The 18,072-nt window shown below is 34.4% G+C and carries 15 protein-coding genes; 12 read left to right on the forward strand and 3 right to left on the reverse strand.

Going from position 1 to position 18,072, the window contains the following annotated elements; genetic code table 11:
* Positions 1-70: 70 nt before the first annotated feature.
* The 4 genes from CRV04_RS11140 to CRV04_RS11155 all read left to right on the forward strand — a co-directional run bounded on the left by CRV04_RS11140 (position 71) and on the right by CRV04_RS11155 (position 6,206).
* Positions 71-1,363, forward strand: a complete 1,293-nt coding sequence (locus CRV04_RS11140) for an NfeD family protein (RefSeq protein ID WP_164969157.1) — start codon at positions 71-73, stop codon at positions 1,361-1,363.
* 3 nt (positions 1,364-1,366) lie between these two features.
* Positions 1,367-2,110, forward strand: coding sequence for a slipin family protein (locus CRV04_RS11145; protein ID WP_128996929.1), 744 nt, complete (start codon positions 1,367-1,369; stop codon positions 2,108-2,110).
* Positions 2,111-2,294: 184 nt separating this feature from the next.
* Positions 2,295-3,557 carry an MFS transporter gene (locus CRV04_RS11150; RefSeq protein ID WP_228126544.1) on the forward strand — a complete coding sequence of 421 codons (1,263 nt, stop codon included), beginning with the start codon at positions 2,295-2,297 and terminating at the stop codon, positions 3,555-3,557.
* Between the two features lie 57 nt (positions 3,558-3,614).
* Positions 3,615-6,206 (forward strand): ABC transporter substrate-binding protein, encoded by a 2,592-nt coding sequence (locus CRV04_RS11155; protein WP_128996930.1) that lies wholly within the window; start codon positions 3,615-3,617, stop codon positions 6,204-6,206.
* Between the two features lie 9 nt (positions 6,207-6,215).
* On the opposite strand, the gene CRV04_RS11160 is transcribed toward CRV04_RS11155, so the two are convergent.
* Positions 6,216-6,581, reverse strand: coding sequence for a DUF779 domain-containing protein (locus CRV04_RS11160; RefSeq protein WP_128996931.1), 366 nt, complete (start codon positions 6,579-6,581; stop codon positions 6,216-6,218).
* 54 nt (positions 6,582-6,635) lie between these two features.
* Positions 6,636-8,132, reverse strand: coding sequence for an aldehyde dehydrogenase family protein (locus tag CRV04_RS11165; protein ID WP_128996932.1), 1,497 nt, complete (start codon positions 8,130-8,132; stop codon positions 6,636-6,638).
* A 181-nt stretch (positions 8,133-8,313) separates the two neighbouring features.
* Here CRV04_RS11165 and CRV04_RS11170 point away from each other — a divergent pair, with 181 nt between their 5' ends.
* The 3 genes from CRV04_RS11170 (at position 8,314) to CRV04_RS11180 (ending at position 11,840) form a co-directional block, all read left to right on the forward strand.
* Positions 8,314-10,224 carry an FIST N-terminal domain-containing protein gene (locus CRV04_RS11170; protein WP_128996933.1) on the forward strand — a complete coding sequence of 637 codons (1,911 nt, stop codon included), beginning with the start codon at positions 8,314-8,316 and terminating at the stop codon, positions 10,222-10,224.
* A complete protein-coding gene (locus CRV04_RS11175) occupies positions 10,221-10,886 on the forward strand; it encodes a response regulator transcription factor (RefSeq protein WP_128996934.1) in 666 nt (221 codons plus the stop codon). The genes CRV04_RS11170 and CRV04_RS11175 overlap by 4 nt, the downstream gene beginning before the upstream one ends.
* A gap of 297 nt (positions 10,887-11,183) precedes the next feature.
* Positions 11,184-11,840, forward strand: a complete 657-nt coding sequence (locus CRV04_RS11180) for an NUDIX hydrolase (protein WP_128996935.1) — start codon at positions 11,184-11,186, stop codon at positions 11,838-11,840.
* 1 nt (position 11,841) lies between these two features.
* Here CRV04_RS11180 and CRV04_RS11185 read toward each other — a convergent pair whose 3' ends face one another.
* Complete coding sequence (locus CRV04_RS11185) at positions 11,842-12,186, reverse strand: DsrE family protein (RefSeq protein WP_128996936.1); 345 nt, start codon at positions 12,184-12,186, stop codon at positions 11,842-11,844.
* Between the two features lie 73 nt (positions 12,187-12,259).
* Here CRV04_RS11185 and CRV04_RS11190 point away from each other — a divergent pair, with 73 nt between their 5' ends.
* From CRV04_RS11190 to CRV04_RS11210, 5 genes are all read left to right on the forward strand, one after another.
* Positions 12,260-12,874, forward strand: a complete 615-nt coding sequence (locus tag CRV04_RS11190; protein ID WP_128996937.1) for a fumarylacetoacetate hydrolase family protein — start codon at positions 12,260-12,262, stop codon at positions 12,872-12,874.
* A 54-nt stretch (positions 12,875-12,928) separates the two neighbouring features.
* Positions 12,929-14,359, forward strand: a complete 1,431-nt coding sequence (locus CRV04_RS11195; RefSeq protein WP_128996938.1) for a sensor domain-containing diguanylate cyclase — start codon at positions 12,929-12,931, stop codon at positions 14,357-14,359.
* 3 nt (positions 14,360-14,362) lie between these two features.
* Positions 14,363-14,725, forward strand: a complete 363-nt coding sequence (locus tag CRV04_RS11200) for a methionine-R-sulfoxide reductase (protein ID WP_128996939.1) — start codon at positions 14,363-14,365, stop codon at positions 14,723-14,725.
* Entirely contained in the window at positions 14,722-15,210 is a 489-nt protein-coding gene (gene msrA, locus CRV04_RS11205; RefSeq protein ID WP_128996940.1) for a peptide-methionine (S)-S-oxide reductase MsrA, read from the forward strand. The genes CRV04_RS11200 and msrA overlap by 4 nt, the downstream gene beginning before the upstream one ends.
* 289 nt (positions 15,211-15,499) lie before the next feature.
* Complete coding sequence (locus tag CRV04_RS11210) at positions 15,500-18,070, forward strand: TolC family outer membrane protein (RefSeq protein ID WP_228126545.1); 2,571 nt, start codon at positions 15,500-15,502, stop codon at positions 18,068-18,070.
* Positions 18,071-18,072 lie beyond the last annotated feature (2 nt).

The following is an 18,072-nucleotide window of genomic DNA, read 5'->3' on the forward strand; positions in this document are numbered from 1 at the left end:
ATTGTAAATAATTATTAAAGTTGACTTAAAATCAATAGTTTGATATGATAGTGTTATGAAGGAGTCTCTCATGCGATTGATTTTTTTCTTTTTCATTTTTATAGTAAATACGTCTATTTTTGCTTCCAATATTACGCACTTTAGCTATGAGGGAGCTATTAATCCTGCAAGCAATACTTTTGTCAAAAAAGCGATTTCACACGCCAATGAGCAAAATTCTCAACTCATTATTTTTGAACTCAACACGCCGGGTGGATTGTTCTCTTCAACGCGTGATATGATTTCTCAAATTCTTAATTCAAGTATTCCTTTTGTGGTCTATGTCTCACCTAAAGGGGCACGAGCAGCAAGTGCAGGGACCTATATTTTATACGCTTCTCACATAGCTGCAATGACGCAAGGCAGTAATGTGGGTGCAGCAACACCTGTACAAATGGGCATGATACAAGATAAAAACAAAAACAACAATCCCCTTTCTACAATGAAAACAAAAGCAATCAATGATGCCACGGCGTATATTGAAAGTTTGGCAAAACTTCATGGCAGAAACATCCAATGGGCTCAAAAAAGTGTCACTGAAGGTGCGAGTATCGATGCTCAAAAAGCACTGGAACTGGGTGTGATTAATTTTGTTGCCAATGATGTTCAAAAACTCATACAACAGTTAGATCAATTTGAAGTGGAAGTGAATGATAAAACTCTCAAACTCGATACCAACAATGCGACGTTACTGACTGTAGAGGAGGGGTTTAAAATAAAACTTCTTTCATATCTGTCCAATCCCAATATAGCGTATATCTTGATGCTTATAGCGATGTACGGAATTTTCTTTGAGATGATGAATCCCGGTTCCATCCTTCCAGGAGTAACAGGAGTTATCAGTGGGGCTTTGGCTTTGTATGCGCTGAATATTCTGCCCTTTGATTATGCGGGATTGTTATTGATTTTGATTGGTGTGGGATTGATGGCAGCTGAAGTCTTTGTTGTGGGGTTTGGAGTGCTTGGTATGGGAGGTGTCATAGCTTTTGTCTTTGGCTCTTTGATTCTTTTTGATGAAAAGACATTGGGTGTAGATATATCGCTTTCACTCATTGCAGCTTTTGCAGTTGTGAGTGTGGTTATTTTTATCTATTTACTTAAAATCATCATTCAAGAGAGAGACCAAAAAGCAAAAACCGGGACAGAGCAGATGTTAGGTACTGTTGCGACGGTTGTGAAAAAAAACAACAATGGCTACAAGGTGGCCATCCATTCAGAAGTTTGGAATGCTTTGAGTCAAGAAGAGGTTCAAGTGGGCCAAGAGGTCATTGTTGAAGCAATAAAAGGTTTAACGCTTCAAATCAAACCAAAAAAAAAGGAGTAAGTGATGTATATGACTGCTGTATATATTGTATTTATTGTTATTGCCATTTTAGTTGCATCGATTCGTATTTTAAAAGAGTATGAAAGAGGTGTGGTCTTTACATTGGGACGATTTACAGGTATTAAAGGGCCTGGGCTTATTATCATTATTCCCATCATTCAAAAGATGGTCAAAGTGGATTTACGAACCGTAGTATTGGATGTCCCTTCACAAGATGTGATTTCACATGATAATGTGTCAGTTAATGTCAATGCGGTTGTCTATTTTCGAGTGATTGACCCTGAAAAAGCGATTATTCAAGTTGAAAATTTTCATGATGCAACCTCACAATTGGCACAAACGACTTTGCGGTCAGTTTTAGGTGGACATGAACTTGATGAGATGCTCGCTGAACGGGAAAGATTAAATGAAGACATTCAAGAGATACTTGATAAACAAACCGATGCTTGGGGGATTAAAATATCCAACGTAGAAATCAAACACATTGATTTAAATGAGAACATGATACGAGCCATTGCCAAACAAGCAGAAGCAGAACGTCAAAGAAGAGCCAAAGTGATTAATGCCAAAGGGGAGTTAGAAGCGAGTAAAAATTTACTGGAAGCATCCAATATCTTAGCACAAAATCCCCAAGCTCTACAACTGCGATATTTGCAGACTTTAAGTGACATATCCAATGACAAAACTAATACAATTGTCTTTCCTTTTGGAAGTGAATTGGGTAAATTTTTTACACCAAAAGGGTAAAAGAGTTTATGTGATGGTTAAAGGAGCTGCTTGATAAAACTGTATGGATTAAGTAGCTTCTTTTTATAAAAAGAGAATAACGAAAAATAAAATTATTTCAAAGTGATTTTGTAAAGACTTAAGCATTTAGCATTTTCTAATCTTATATCTACTATCATGAAAAAAATTATACAGGAGAGTGAATATGATGCAACCAACTAAGTCTATGTTTTTAGCCATTTCCTCTCTCTTTTTTTCAATTGGATTTTTAGCCATTGGCTATGGAATGATTATGACTTTTATTGGTGTGTTTTTAAAAGAGCAAGGCACTTCAGATATGGTCATTGGTTTTATTAATGCTGCATTTTTTTTAGGGGCAATGGCTTCCTCTATTTTTTCTCAAAAGATTATCTCAACTGTGGGACATATTCGTAGTTTTGTCACGTTTGCTTCACTCATGGTAATTACATTTTTAATGCACTCTTTGTTTTTAAATGAGTTTTTCTGGGGCATTTTACGGCTTATTTCAGGATTTGCTTTTTATGGTCTTTTAATTATTTTAGAGAGTTGGCTCAATGAAAAGAGTTCTAACGAACAACGGGGGCAAATTTTAGCGATTTATACCATTATTTTCTATCTTGCAACGGCACTGGGACAACTGTTTTTAAACATTGAAAATGATTTTAGACATATGATATTCTCTATTGGTGCGGTATTGGTGCTGTTTTCAGTGATTTTTATTGCTATGACCAAAATTAAAGAACCCACCATTCAACCTTTTGAGCGTTTTAGTTTTCCCAAACTTTATAACGTGGTACCTCTTGCTGTGACAGGGAGTTTTATTGGTGGTTTTTTTGTGGGTGGATTTTTTACGATGGTGCCACTGTATGTCTTAAAAGTATACGACTCCAAAGAGGTGTTGTCGTTGTTTATGATGTTTACACTTTTAGGTGGGCTCATTGCACAATGGCCAGTAGGGCGCCTTTCAGATATGTATGGACGGCGAAAACTGATTGCGTTTAGTGGTTTTTTTACTGCATTGGCTTCGTTGCTATTTATTATTGCACCTGTTAATGAGTTTTTAGTCTATTTATTGGGTGTCATATTGGGTGTGAGTATCTTTTGTATTTACCCTTTGAGTCTTTCAAGAGCCAATGATGTCATTGATGAGAACAAAGATATTGTAGAAATCAGCCGAGCGCTTCTGTTTGCTTATGGTGCAGGGTCATTTTGTGCACCTATTGTGATTGGGTTGGGGTTTGATTATTTAACTCCTCACGCTATTTTTGTAATGTTTACTGTGTTGGGTATCTATTTGGCATTATACTCATTGTCAAGACAACGTGTGGCAGATGATGACATGAGTGTCTATGTACAAGTCCCTGTGGCTTCTGGTGCAGTGATGCCAGAGTTTGATCCACGACAAGATGAAGAGTGGGTTGAGGAACAACAAAGCAACAATGAATAGGTTTAAGTTTTAAAAAAAATAAGATATAATCCTTTAATTGGATTATGAGGACAACACTTGAAGCTACGATACTTAGCTATATTTTTCTTTTTGATAACCTTTCAAACACTCAATGCAAAAGAACTCAAAAAAATAACACTTCAACTCTCATGGTTTGACCAATTTCAATTTGCGGGTTATTATATGGCCAAGCAAAAAGGGTTTTATGAAGATGCCGGTTTAGACGTTGAAATCAAACCTTTCTCTTTTGGACGAGATATTCCCAAAGAGGTCAATGATGGCAACGTGGATTTTGCAGTGGGGCGTGAAACGCTCATTTTAGATAGAAGCAACAATCGTAATATTGTGGTTTTGTATGCTCTTTTTCAAGCCACACCCTTGGTGCTTCTTTCAACACAAGAATCAAGGATTGATTCCATTTCCAAGTTTAAAAACCGTCGAATTATGACCACCATTGATGACTCTTCAGAGGTCTCTCTTAAAGCCATGATCAATTCACACAACATACAAATGAGTGATTTGAGTTTTGTAAAACACTCTCACAATATCATGGATTTGGTCAATAAAAAAGTTGATGTGATGTCAGCATATTTATCTAAAACACCGTACGACTTACAACAAATGGGGGTTAAGTATCATATTTTTGATCCCAAAAAATATGGCTTTGACATGTACAGTGATTTTTTATACACCAGCGATGAGATGCTGCATTCTGATCCGAACACCGTTTTTCTTTTTAAACAAGCCTCTTTACGTGGTTGGGAGTATGCTTATTCGAATATCAATGAGAGTGTGGATGTGATTTATGAACATTACAACTCTCAAAATCTCACCAAAGAGGCGTTGCAATTTGAAGCAGAGGAGCTGAAAAAACTCTCATATTTTGGAACAAGTAATTTAGGTGAGATTCAAGAGGATAAGTTGCAACGTATTTATGATTTGTACAATGTCATGGGATTGGTGAAAAACCAAATTCAAATCAAAGATTTTTTAGCCCAAAATAACTTCTCTACATCGTTGATTTTCTCTCAAAAAGAGCAAGAATATCTTGCAAAAAAAGAGCGTATTACGATGTGTATGATTCCAAATGTTATGCCATATGGTGAGATGAAAAATGGGCATCTTATTGGTTTTTTCGCAGATTATGTGAAGTTGCTTGAACAAAAATTGAATGTACACATTGACCCCATACAAACCAACAGTATGGTACAAACCATAGAGTATCTTAAAAACAAAAAGTGTGAAATCATACCGGGTGCGCAAATCACACAAGAGCGTAAGAGCTATTTAAACTTTACTAAACCCTATTTAAAAATACCGTTTGTACTGATTACTCAAGAAGATAAACCATTTATCACTGACTTGCATATGATTCAAGAGAAACGTTTATCGATGGTATCAGGGTATGCTATCACGGATTTGATTAAACGCAAATATCAAGACTTTGAATTTAAAGAGGTAAAGAGTATTCAAGAGGCTTTTAGAGAGGTTCAAAATGGCAATGTTTATGGAACCATTGCGCCATTGGCGGTTGCTTTATATTTGATTGAAAAAAATCATTTTAAAAACCTCAAAATCTCTGCAAAATTGGATGAAGTCAATTATTTGCGTATGAGTGTTGTTAAAGATGATGTAGTGCTTTATTCGATTTTGGATAAAGTCATTAACAGCATTGACAGTTCGGTGATTGATTCAATACTGAATAAATGGCTTTACAAACAAGAGGAGAGTGATTTTAATTACAGACTCTTATTACAGATGTTTTTGTTTTTTGCTTTGGTGATTGCTGCGATACTTTATAGACAACATCTGCTTAAGAAGGTGAATAAAAGCTTGACTGAAAAGGTCAATGAAAAGACCAAAGAGTTACAAAAAATCAACTCCGAGTTGGAAATGCGTATTGAAAAAGAGGTCGAAAAAAATTTAAAAAAAGACCGTATCTTATCGCGTCAATCAAAGATGGCAGCCATGGGTGAAATGATAGAAAACATTGCACATCAATGGCGACAACCTCTGTCAATTATCTCAACAAGTGCCAGTGGTATGCGACTAAAAAAAGAGCTCTCCGCTTTAGACGATAAACATTTTTATGAGATGATTGATACTATTAACAATACTGTACACTATCTCTCAACCACAATTGATGATTTCAGATACTTTTTTAAACCCAATAAAGATAAAGCCTTTTTCTCTCTTAAAAGATGTTGTGAACGCAGTTTGGAACTTCTTAAACCCAAATTGCAAAATATTGAGTTGGTTCTTGATCTTGAAGAGGTGCAACATTTTGGATTTGAGAATGAGATGGTGCAAGTTTTTATGAACATCATCAGCAATGCTAAAGATGCTTTAGAGCACTCAAAAGTGCAGAAAAAGTATATTTTTATCACCATTCATTCCATGACCAATGGAGTTGAAATTGAGATAAAAGATAATGCAGGGGGCATTCCTGAAACCATTTTAAACAAAGTCTCTGAGCCTTATTTTACAACCAAACATAAATCGCAAGGCACAGGCATAGGGCTTTATATGTGTGAAGAGATTATTTCAAAACATATGGGTGGAAAGATGGAAGTCAATAATCAAAGTTTTTTATATGAAAACACGCAATACAATGGTGCATTGTTTACGATTTATTTGTATAATGATTAAAGAGATGTTTTATTGTAATTGTTGATACTCTTCATCGGTAAAAATTCGTGATTTGGTTATAAACTGATAGCCTAAATCAATCTCTAAAGAGAATGAATTTCCAAAAGCAGCACTCTCTTTTTTAACATCAATCGTGATTTGAGAATGTTTAAAATATTCAAATTGATCTTTATCGATATAAAATTCGCACCCACAAATTTCTCCGAGTTTTATATTTCGACTGGGAACATAAAAATCATCTTTAGCATAACACATGGGTGCCGTTCCATCACAGCAACCACCACTTTGATTGAAGACCAATTCTCCATGTTCTGTTTTCAGTTGTTCAATAACATCACACGCTTCTTTTGTAACTTTTAAACGTTCAACATTCATAATATTTCCTTTCTTTAAAAAGGAGCATATGCTCCTTTTTATAAATATGATTGATTAAAAAAATCCAAGGGCATCTTTACTGTAAGACGTTAAGATGTTTTTCGTGTGTCGGTAAGAGTTTAACATCATCATATGAGTTTCTCTACCAATTCCTGATTTTTTATATCCACCGAATGATGCATGTGATGGATACATGTGGTAACAGTTAACCCATACTCGACCTGCTTGAATTGCTCGACTCATTTTATGCAGTTGGTGCGCATCTCTTGACCACACTCCTGAACCCAATCCGTAAATGGTGTCATTGGCAATTTCTATGGCTTCATCTTCATCTTTAAAAGTAGTTACAGCAAGTACGGGACCAAAAATCTCTTCTTGGAAGATTCTCATTTTGTTATGACCTTTGAAAAGTGTCGGTTGAATATAAAAACCGTTAGGATAGGTTTCACTTTCATAGACATCACCCCCAATTAAACACTCAGCCCCTTCTTCTTTACCGATTTTAATATATTCTAAAATTTTCTCTTTTTGATTTAATGAACATTGCGCACCCATCATATTGGCTTCATCCAGCGGGTTTCCTAATTTAATGGCTTCGACTCGTTCCAATACTCTTTTTATAAACGGTTCATAAATAGATTCTTGAATCAAGGCACGTGAAGGGCAAGTACATACTTCTCCTGAGTTAAATGCAAACAGCACTAACCCTTCAATGGCTTTATCAAAAAAAGCATCGTCTGCATCCATGATTGATTCAAAGAAAATATTAGGAGATTTACCACCTAATTCTAATGTAGAAGGAATAATGTTTTCAGTTGCATATTGCATGATGAGTTGACCGGTTGTGGTCTCTCCTGTAAACCCTACTTTTTTAATATCAGGGTGTGTAGAAAGATATTTCCCTATTTTTCCACCCGCACCGTTGATTATATTGACAGTACCTTTAGGTAAAACATCTTGAATGGTTTCCATTAATAATAAAATTGACATTGGTGTAGCTGAAGCAGGTTTCATGACCACACAGTTTCCTGCAGCTAACGCAGGTGCTAGTTTCCAAGCAGCCATAAGCAAAGGAAAGTTCCATGGAATAATTTGAGCAACAACACCATAAGGTTCAAAAATCTCTTGTGAAACGGTATTCTCATCCAAATCAGCAACACTTCCTGATTCCGCACGAATAACGGATGCAAAATATCTGAAGTGGTCGACAACTAAAGGAAGATCTGCTACAAGTGTCTCACGAATAGTTTTCCCATTATCTAAAGTTTCAGTAACGGCTATTGTCTCTAAATTTGCTTCAATCGCATCGGCAACTTTATTGAGCATGATGCTTCGTTCAACAACTGAAGTGTGTTTAAATGATTCAAACGCTTTATTTGCAGCTTGAATAGCCAATTCTACATCTTCTTCATTTGAACGAGGAATTTTAGTGAGTACCTCTCCGTCAACAGGTGAAATATTTTCAAAATATTCACCGCTTTTTGGCGCAATCCACTCTCCTCCGATAAAATTTTCATACTGAGGTTTATAGGTTGGTTTTGTATGTGTCATACTTTTTCCTTTATTTGAATTTTGTTTTCAAAAAGAAGTTTACACTATATTTATAGCGTGAATAAAGCCCCAATATAGCGCGAATATAGCGTATCCGTAGCATAAAAATAGCATTTGAAAATTTCTCCTATTTTTAGGGCTTTGGGGCAATATTTTTATTAAATTAAGGTTATGATTGTGTATGCAAACATTTACATATAAGTATGAACATCAAACATTAGAAAAGACCATACCTTTTGAAAAATTCAAGGATAAAGAAAATCTTCTAATACAAGTTTTTTGTGGCGAAAATAAAGAAATTTTACACTCTATTGCCAAGGATTTAAAAGAACAATTACCACAATGTGTATTGATCGGTACTACAACAGACGGTGAAATTAATAACTCAAATATACATACGCATAGTACCATTATCTCATTTTCAATTTTTGATAAAACGACTCTGAGTAGTCACAGTATCAGTGGCAGTGATTATTATGAAGATGGAGAATCATTAGCTCAAAAACTTATTAAAGAAAACACCAAACTGCTGATTTTATTCACAGATGGTACAACCGGAAACGGGGAAGAGTTTTTAAAAGGGATAGAATCGGTTAATAGTAATGTTATTATTTGTGGAGGGATGGCCGGAGATAACGGAAAATTTACACAAACATATATTTGTGAAAATGAAACCATTATAGAACAAGGTGCTGTTGGAGTTGCTTTGCATTCAGATGTTTTAGAAGTTTATAACGACTACCGTTTTAATTGGTCACCCATTGGTATTGAACATACCATTGATAAGATTGAACACAATCGAGTCTATACAATCTCAGGGATGACGCCTGTTGAATTTTATGAAAAATATTTAGGAAAAGAGGTTTCTAAAGAGTTGCCTTCAACAGGGATTGAATTTCCTTTAATCGTTGAAAAAAACGGTTTCAATATTGCCCGAGCGGTTATTGCGAAACATTCAGATGGAAGCTTGAGTTTTGCAGGTAATTTAAAGCAAGGGGATAAGGTGCGTTTAGGGTTTGGAAATGCTGAAATGATTATGAAAAAATCAATCGATACTTATGATGCAATTTCTCAACAAAATGCACAAACTTTTTTTATCTATTCTTGTATGGCTCGACGACGATATATGCCCAATTTAATCAATATCGAGATTGATCCTTTTGTAAAAGTTGCACCCACGGTCGGCTTTTTTTCATATGCGGAATTTTATCATCACCAAGGGCACAATGAACTTTTAAATCAAACATTTACGGTGGTGGGATTGTGTGAATCTGATTGTGGAAAAGATCCAAAAGGTACAGACTTCAAGAAAAAAACAGAACATGAAAAGAATGAATATGCCGTAACTATTGGAGCATTAACACATTTAATTGAACAATCGACACTGGATTATGATAAGCAAAGAATACGTTTACAAACAGAAAAAAACTATTCTAATAATTTGCTCAAATCGCAAGATTTATTTATCAAACATGCTGTACATGAAACCAATACGCCTTTGAGTGTGATCATGAATAATATTGAACTTTTTGAGATGGAATATGGTAAAAACCTTTATTTATCGAACATTGAAGCTGCCATGAAAAATGTTTTTAGCATCTATGATGATTTGTCGTATTTGATTAAAAATGAGCAGGTGATATATGTAAAGCACGACATTGATTTAGTGGATTATCTTAGGAGTCGTATTGAGTTTTTTGATATTGTGGCAAAAAAAGGAAAATTGGCATTTCAATTTGAGAGTGCTTTAGAGAATTTTAATATTCATTTTAATGAAACAAAACTGCAACGTATTATTGATAATAATATCACCAATGCTATAAAATATACCAAAGAAATGGAAATGATATATATTACTCTTCAAAAAGAAGATGAGGGTTGCAGTGTTGCATTTAAAAGTAAATCTTTACAAATAGAGAATCCGGATAAAATTTTTGAACAGTTTTACAGAGAACACTCCAAACAAAAAGGTTTTGGATTGGGGTTAAATTTAGTTAAAGAGATTTGTGACAGTGAAAAGATAAAAATAGAATTGAAATCTAACGAAGATGAAACGGCGTTTATTTACTATTTTACGGGAGTGAATGTATGAAAATGTTACTGCTTGAAGATGATACAATGTTGGGAGAAGCGATTACAAAGTATATAGAATCAACAGGACATGTTGTGAAGTTGGTCAAAAATGGGAATGATGCTTTGGCGCTTATTGGGGTTGAAAAATTTGATTTGTTGATTTTTGATATTACTGTACCCGGAATGGATGGGTTAACGTTGCTTGAAACCATTCATAATAATAAAATACGAATTCCCACGATTTTTATATCTGCTTTGATTGATATTGAGGATATTTCGCGTGCCTTTGACTTGGGTTGTTTTGATTATTTGAAAAAGCCGTTTCATCTAAAGGAACTCACTTTACGTATTGATAAGTTACTTCAAATACGACAAGGTCCACAAGCCCATAAGCGTCTTTCAAAATCATACAGCTTTGACAGTGATACGTTAACTCTATTATTTAATAATGAACCTCAGATTTTGCATAAACGTCAACTTCAAATTATAGAATTGCTTTCTCAAAATAGAAGCAGAGTGGTTAATTATGATATGTTCAGAGAATATGTTTGGAATGATGATGAAATTGATAATGCAACCATTCGAGCTGAAGTGAATCGAGTGAAAAAGAGTTTGCGTGAAGACTTCATTATCAATATTCGCTCAATTGGTTATATGATTGAGCGACCAACATCTTTATAATGTGGTATTTAAGCAGATGTCGGTTGCTCTTGTGTTTGTTTTTTTTAAAGTAAATCCTTCTTCCTGATACTGTCCACATCATTAATCCAAAAAACAATACAAATACGTCTATGTTTACTGGGATGGAGTAGTTGTATGTTGAGGATAAAATAGATACAATACTCTATAAAAAAGTGATGGAATACAAACTGTTATGTATCAAATAAAAGTTTCGATTGAAAGTGAAATGATGACTTGGATAACCAGAGTCTATTTGGATTTGTATGCATACATCTAAGAGTAAAGAAAAAAGAGATCATGAAAAAAAAAGAGTTTAAAAATCTGCTTCAAAATCTTCCTAAACGTCCAGGTGTAATGGGGCGAGACAAACTGTTTAACAGTGCGGTGCTTATTCCTTTTGTTAAAATCAAAGGGGAGTATTATATCCTTTTTCAAAAACGAGCAAAACATATACGTCAAGGGGGAGATATCTGTTTTCCTGGAGGTGGTTTTGAAGAAGGGATTGATAAGAGTTTTAAACAAACGGCTCTTCGAGAGATCAATGAAGAGTTGGGTATTAAGAAAAAAGAGATCAAAATCATTGGTCGTTTGGATACCATGGTAGCAAGTTTTGGTGCAATTGTAGAACCGTTTATTGGCTTGGTGAAAAAGTCTGCATTAAAAAAGATGGTCATTGATCACAATGAAGTTGAAAATACGCTTCTTATTCCTTTGGATTATTTTAAATCGCATGAACCTGAAGTCTATAATTTGCGAAGTGAAGTAAAACCTTATCATATTGATGAAATGGGCAACAAAGAGGTCTATTTCCCTGTCGATGAGTTGGGCTTACCTCAAACCTATCGTAAACCTTGGGGACATAAAAAACACAAAGTTTATGTTTATAAATACGAAGGTGAAGTCATTTGGGGAATGACCGCAGTGATTTTAAATGATTTGCTTCAAAGGTATTAACTCAAAGCGTTATCACCGCATAACTCTCATCTTTTAAGGCTTTGGTTAAAAGCTCTCCGGTGTGATTGATTTGAATGTTCAAGGCTTCTAATTCTTCCACACATGCATACTCTTCCACACATACAATGCATGCACTCATCTCCACACCACTTGTTTGCATCTCTTTGATTTTTTCTTGCAGGGTTGTATCGTGAGCAATGAGTTTAATCGAAGGCCCCCATAACATTAAATGAGCCGTTTTCCAATATCCTCGTTCTAAAACAACATTTCCATACAGCAATGGAAACTTCAATGCAACCTCTCTGTCACCGCTACTGAGTACTATAAGTAAATTTTCTTTTTCCATAAAAATCCCTAAAAAGCTTTTGTGGTTATTTTATCTAATTATGTTAAAATATTTTATACTTAAGGAGAAAAATATGAATAAAATTTTATGTCAAACAAAAGATATATACCCTTCTAAAATTGTCTGTATCGGGCGTAATTATGTGGATCATATTAAAGAATTAAACAACGATGTACCTGAAGAGATGGTCTTTTTTATTAAACCCAATTCTTCGATTTCACCAATATTACAGATACCACAAGGGCATACTTCTTGTCACTATGAAGCCGAAATATCGTTTTTAATAGAAGAGGGAAAAATAAGTGCAGTGGGATTTGGATTGGATTTAACGTTAAGAGAGGTACAAAGCCAATTGAAGAAAAAAGGCTTACCGTGGGAAAGAGCCAAAGCATTTGATGGGGCATCCGTTTTTTCTGAATTTGTTCCTTTTGTTTATCAAAATGAAAATTTGCACGTGCGTCTTTTTATTGATGAGGTTCTTATACAAAATGGCAGTGTGGAATTAATGATCAATAAGCCAGAAGAGATTATTAAAGAGGCCAATACGTTTTTAAGCTTTGAAGATGGCGATATTTTAATGACCGGTACTCCTGCAGGTGTGGGAGAGTTACAAGTGGGTGCACAATTTAAAGGGCAGATTTTACTTGATCATCGTGTTATTGTGGAAAAACAGTGGCAAGTAAATTAGAGTTTTATTCAAATCGTGATATGGTTACTTTTTAAATAATTTTGGGAATTAAAAATGAATATAAAATATAAAGTTGTTTTTACTGTTACTTTTTTATTGATCTCGTTTTCTATAGGTTCGTCCATATTAAACTATATGAAGGCTTTAGAAGAGACACAAACGCAACTCAAAGAGCGTTCACTGCCTTTGTCCATTGACAATATCTATACAGAAGTGCAAAAAAACTTGATTGAACCCACCTTGGTCTCTTCAATGATGGCCAATGATACGTTCTTAAAAGATTGGTTGTTGCTTGAAGAGACAGATGTAGATAAAATCACCAAATATTTAGAGACCATTAAAAATAAATACAACATGTTTACCACATTTTTAGTTTCTGAAAAAACGGGCAACTACTACACATATACAGGTCTGTTGGAAAAAATTGAAAAAGAGAACTCTAACAACTCTTGGTATTATAAATTTAAAGCCATACAAGAACCGTATGAAATCAATTTGGATTTTAATAAGTTCATGGGTGATTCTTTGATCATGTTTGTTAATTACAAAATTTTTGATGAGAAGTATCATTATTTGGGGGCAACGGGTATTGGTATAAAAATCTCTTATATCAATGATATGCTCAAACATTTCAGAGTAAAATATAAATTTAAGGTCTATTTTGTTGATAAAAATGGCAATGTTGTGCTTTCTGAGAACAACAATACGCTTAAAAGTTTAAATGACATTGAAGGACTTAAAGCGTATAAAGATGATATCTTGGTTGAAAACAGCAACGTGATTGAGTACATGGAAAAAAACCGACACTATGTTTTAAACACCAAATACATCAAAGAGTTGAACTTGCATCTTATTGTTGAAGCAAAGGTTGAGAACTTTACTGCTGAAGTTGAGAAGACTTTTTATTTGAACTTGATCATCTCTTTGGGAGTGACGTCACTTATTATTTTCATTATTTTGGTTACGATTAAAGAGTATAACCGTAAACTTGAACGCTTGGCTGCTTTTGACAGTCTGACAAAACTGCCAAATCGACGAAATTTTAATCAATATTTTGAAAAAGCCTTAAGACTTTTTGCTCGAGATAACACACCTCGTTCGGTGGTCTTTTTTGATATTGATAACTTTAAACTCATTAATGATAACTACGGGCATTTAGTAGGAGATAGGGTCTTAAAAAGAATTGCCACAATATTGAATATGCAAATCCGAAGTAGTGATATGGTTTCACGATGGGGTGGAGAGGAATTTTTAGTTTTATTAAATGACTCTCAACTTGAAGACAGTGTTGAGATTGCACAAAAAATTCGTATTTCGTTTGAAAATGATATTGAATTGAATGATTTGATTAAAGGGGGCGTGACGGCCAGTTTTGGAGTGACTACTTTTAAAGAAGGCGATACCATAGAAAAGATTGTGGCACGTGCAGACAAAGCACTCTATGAAGCAAAACGCAGTGGCAAAAACATAGTTATACAGGGATAACGGATGCAATATAATGAACTTACAGATGAAGAGAAATATGTCATAGAACACAAAGGGACAGAACGTCCGTTTAGTGGAAAATATTATGAGTTTTATGAAGAGGGAGTATATACTTGTAAAAAATGTGGTGCAAAATTGTTTGACTCCAGCAGTAAGTTCAGTTCAGGATGTGGTTGGCCCAGTTTTGATGATGACTTAGGAACGGTTAAGAGAGTGCCCGATGCAGATGGACGACGTACAGAAATTGTGTGTGCAAAATGCGGCGGGCATTTGGGGCATGTATTTGAAGGAGAGGGATTTACACCTAAAAACACACGACATTGTGTCAACTCTTTATCAATAGATTTTGAAAAGGAAAACCAATGAAAAAAGAGGCTTATTTTGCAGCAGGTTGTTTCTGGGGAGTAGAGTACCATTTTCAACAACAAGAAGGGGTACTTGGTGCTATCAGTGGTTATATGGGTGGTGTTACACCACACCCCTCATATAAAGAGGTGTGCTCTGGATTAACAGGTCATCTTGAAACTGTAAAAGTAGAGTACGATGATGAGGTTATTGATTTTTTAACGTTGCTTAAACTCTTTTTTGAGATACATGATTTTACACAAACCAATGGTCAAGGCCCTGATATAGGAAGTCAGTATTTAAGTGCTGTATTTTATAATAATGAAGAGGAAAAACAGCACTGTAAAGATACGATTGAAATGCTAAATGCCAAAGGGTATGAGGTTGCAACTTCTCTTATTTCAGCACACAACACACCTTTTTTTGAAGCTGAAGAGTACCATCAAGATTATTATTTCAAACATAATAAAATCCCATATTGTCACACAAGAAAGCCCATATTTTAGCAAAAAAGTGATTTTTACAAGTTATTAATAATAAATAATATTATTTTTTTCAAAAAAATAAGTGAAATTTCAAAATTTTAAAAAGGCCTTGTTTTTAATACTTTTTTAAACAAAAATCCCTATTTTCTCACTTTTATTCACCCTTTTGGGTGAATAAAAATAAAAGTTATTATTATTTCTGCTATACTTATTTTTTAAAAACAGTATAAAAGGGTTCAACGTGAGTTTAAAAATGAAGAACAAATTAGTAAATACTCTGTTAACATGTTTATTATTTGTAGCAGGTAATATGTATGCACTAACTCTTAAAGAGAGTGTGGTAGAAGCATTAAATACAAATCCTGTTGTTCAAGAAAGATTGAAAAACTTCAACGCAACACAACAAGATTTAAATATCGCAGAATCAGAGTTTTACCCAAGTATTGATTATGTTGGTCGATATGGGCGAAACAGAGCAGGTGAGTTAAAAGAGGATGAAGTGACTGACCAAACGTACCGGTATTACAGTAACTCTTTGAAATTGACTCAAAACTTGTTTAATGGCTTCAGTACGCTTAATAAAATAGATTATCAAAAAACACGAATTTTAGCGGCAGCTCATCACTATGTTGAAAATGCCAATGAGATTGCTTTTCAAACAGTACAAGCCTATTTAGATGTATTAAGAGCGTATCAATTGTACCAAAATGCACAAGAGAATGTGAATATCAATGAATCTATTTATGAAGATGTGAAATCGTTGTATGACACAGGATTAACAACAAAATCTGAGATGACCAAAATTCATGCATCACTCTCTTTATCTAAATCAAACTTGCTTGTGCAAAGAAATAATGCTAAAGAGAAAGAGTTTCGATTTAAAAGATTATTAGGGCGAACCGCTGATGTCTCTTCAATGACAATGCCACAACTTGATTTGCCACTTCCTGAGAGTTTAGAACGTGCAACCATGTATGCCATAGAAAATAACCCTTCTATTATCGTAAGTCACTATAATATCAAAGGGAGTGAAGCGTTATATCGAGAACAAAAGAGTAATTTTTATCCTAAAATAGACTTTGAATTAGAACAAGTTTATAACGAACCAGAAAGAACCAACAGTTTTAACTCATCAGATGATCGAATCAGTGCATATATTGTGATGAGCTGGAATTTGTTCAGAGGTGGTGCAGATGTGGCTCAATTACAAAAAAGTCGAAGTACCATTCACAAAGAAGTTGAAATTTTAAGAGATTTAAAACGACAAACCATTGAAGGAATTGAACTTTCATGGTCCGCGTATGAAATGATTGGTCATCAACTAAAAGAGTTGTATCAATACAATGTAAATGCTCAAGATACATTAGAGAGTTATAAAAGTGAGTATGAGTTGGGACGACGAACATTGCTTGACCTTTTATCCGCGCAAAATGATTTGATTAATTCTAAGAGTGAAATTATCAATGCACAAATTGACAAATTGTTTGCCCAATACCGTATTTTAGACTCTATGGGATTATTGGTGAATGTCATTTTAGGAGATGAAACTCAATACAATCAAGTCATTTCACCCACCTTACAACCGTATGTTGAAGTTAAAGATACTTTGCCTATAAATAATGATGTGGATCAAGATGGTGTGGTGGATAACTTAGATATTTGTGATAACTCTTTAGTTGGAAATAATATTAAACCTTACGGATGTGCACAACAAACTGTTGATTCAGATTTTGATGGTGTGATTGATGACAAAGATGAATGTCCCTTGACTTCATTTGGTGATGTAGTGGATGAAAAAGGGTGTACCGTTGAAAACAGTGAAAATAAATTTGTTGTTGATCAAAATGCGTATATTGAAAGTGTGATTGCGTATAATGAGAAGAGTCCTATGAAATCTGAAAAATTAGGATTGTATGATTATGAGTTTAGTGTAGACCCAAATAAAAATGTGAAATCAACACCAATGGATAATCACTTGATGTATGGTAAATTTGAGTTGATTAAACGTTTTAAAGAGGTGAATATGAATCACTTTAAAGCTGCAAACTCAGATGAGCAACTTGAAGCCATTGTCAATGATATTAAAGCGTATCAAAACCAAGATATTACAGTAACGGTTATTGGACATACAAGAGAAAACAGTGATAAAGAAGAGAGTTATAATGATGCCATGCAATATGCTCAAACCATCAAAGAGATTTTAATCAAAAAAGGGGTTAAAAAAGAGGTCATTTTAGCTCAATCACGACTTGATAATGATAAACTTTATGTTACAACACGATATATTGATCGAAGATACAATGATCGTGTGCATGTTACAATGTATGTGCCTGAGGCACTTGATGATGATAAAGACGGCGTTGTAAATGAGTTGGATCAATGTCCCAACACACCAAAAGGGTATAAAGTAGACAATAAAGGATGCCCTTTTGATGATGATAAAGATGGGGTTGTAAATGAGTTGGATAAATGTCCTTCTACTCCTGTAGGATACATTGTTGATGAGTCAGGGTGCTCTAAAAAGATTGACTTGAGAGTTCTTTTTGAACATGATTCGTCAGTTATTTTGCCAAAGACGCTTCAACAAATTAATTTATTCAAAAAATATTTGGATGACTTCCCTCAATATAACGTTGTTATTACGGGACATGCAAGTAAAGATTCCAATGCTTTAGTGCAATACAACATGCAACTTTCACTACAAAGAGCCAATGCAGTTAAAGCTTATTTAGTTGAACAAGGTATTGATGAAAAACGAATTACAACCATTGGAAAAGGTTTCAGTGAACCTTTAGTCAGTAATGATACGCCAGAAGGACAAGCAAAAAATAGAAGAATTGAAGCTCAACTCCTTGAAGCAGCCAAAGTTGAGTTGAATTAAAG

It is taken from the genome of Candidatus Marinarcus aquaticus, from assembly GCF_004116335.1.
In the GTDB taxonomy this organism is placed as follows: Bacteria; Campylobacterota; Campylobacteria; order Campylobacterales; family Arcobacteraceae; genus Marinarcus; species Marinarcus aquaticus.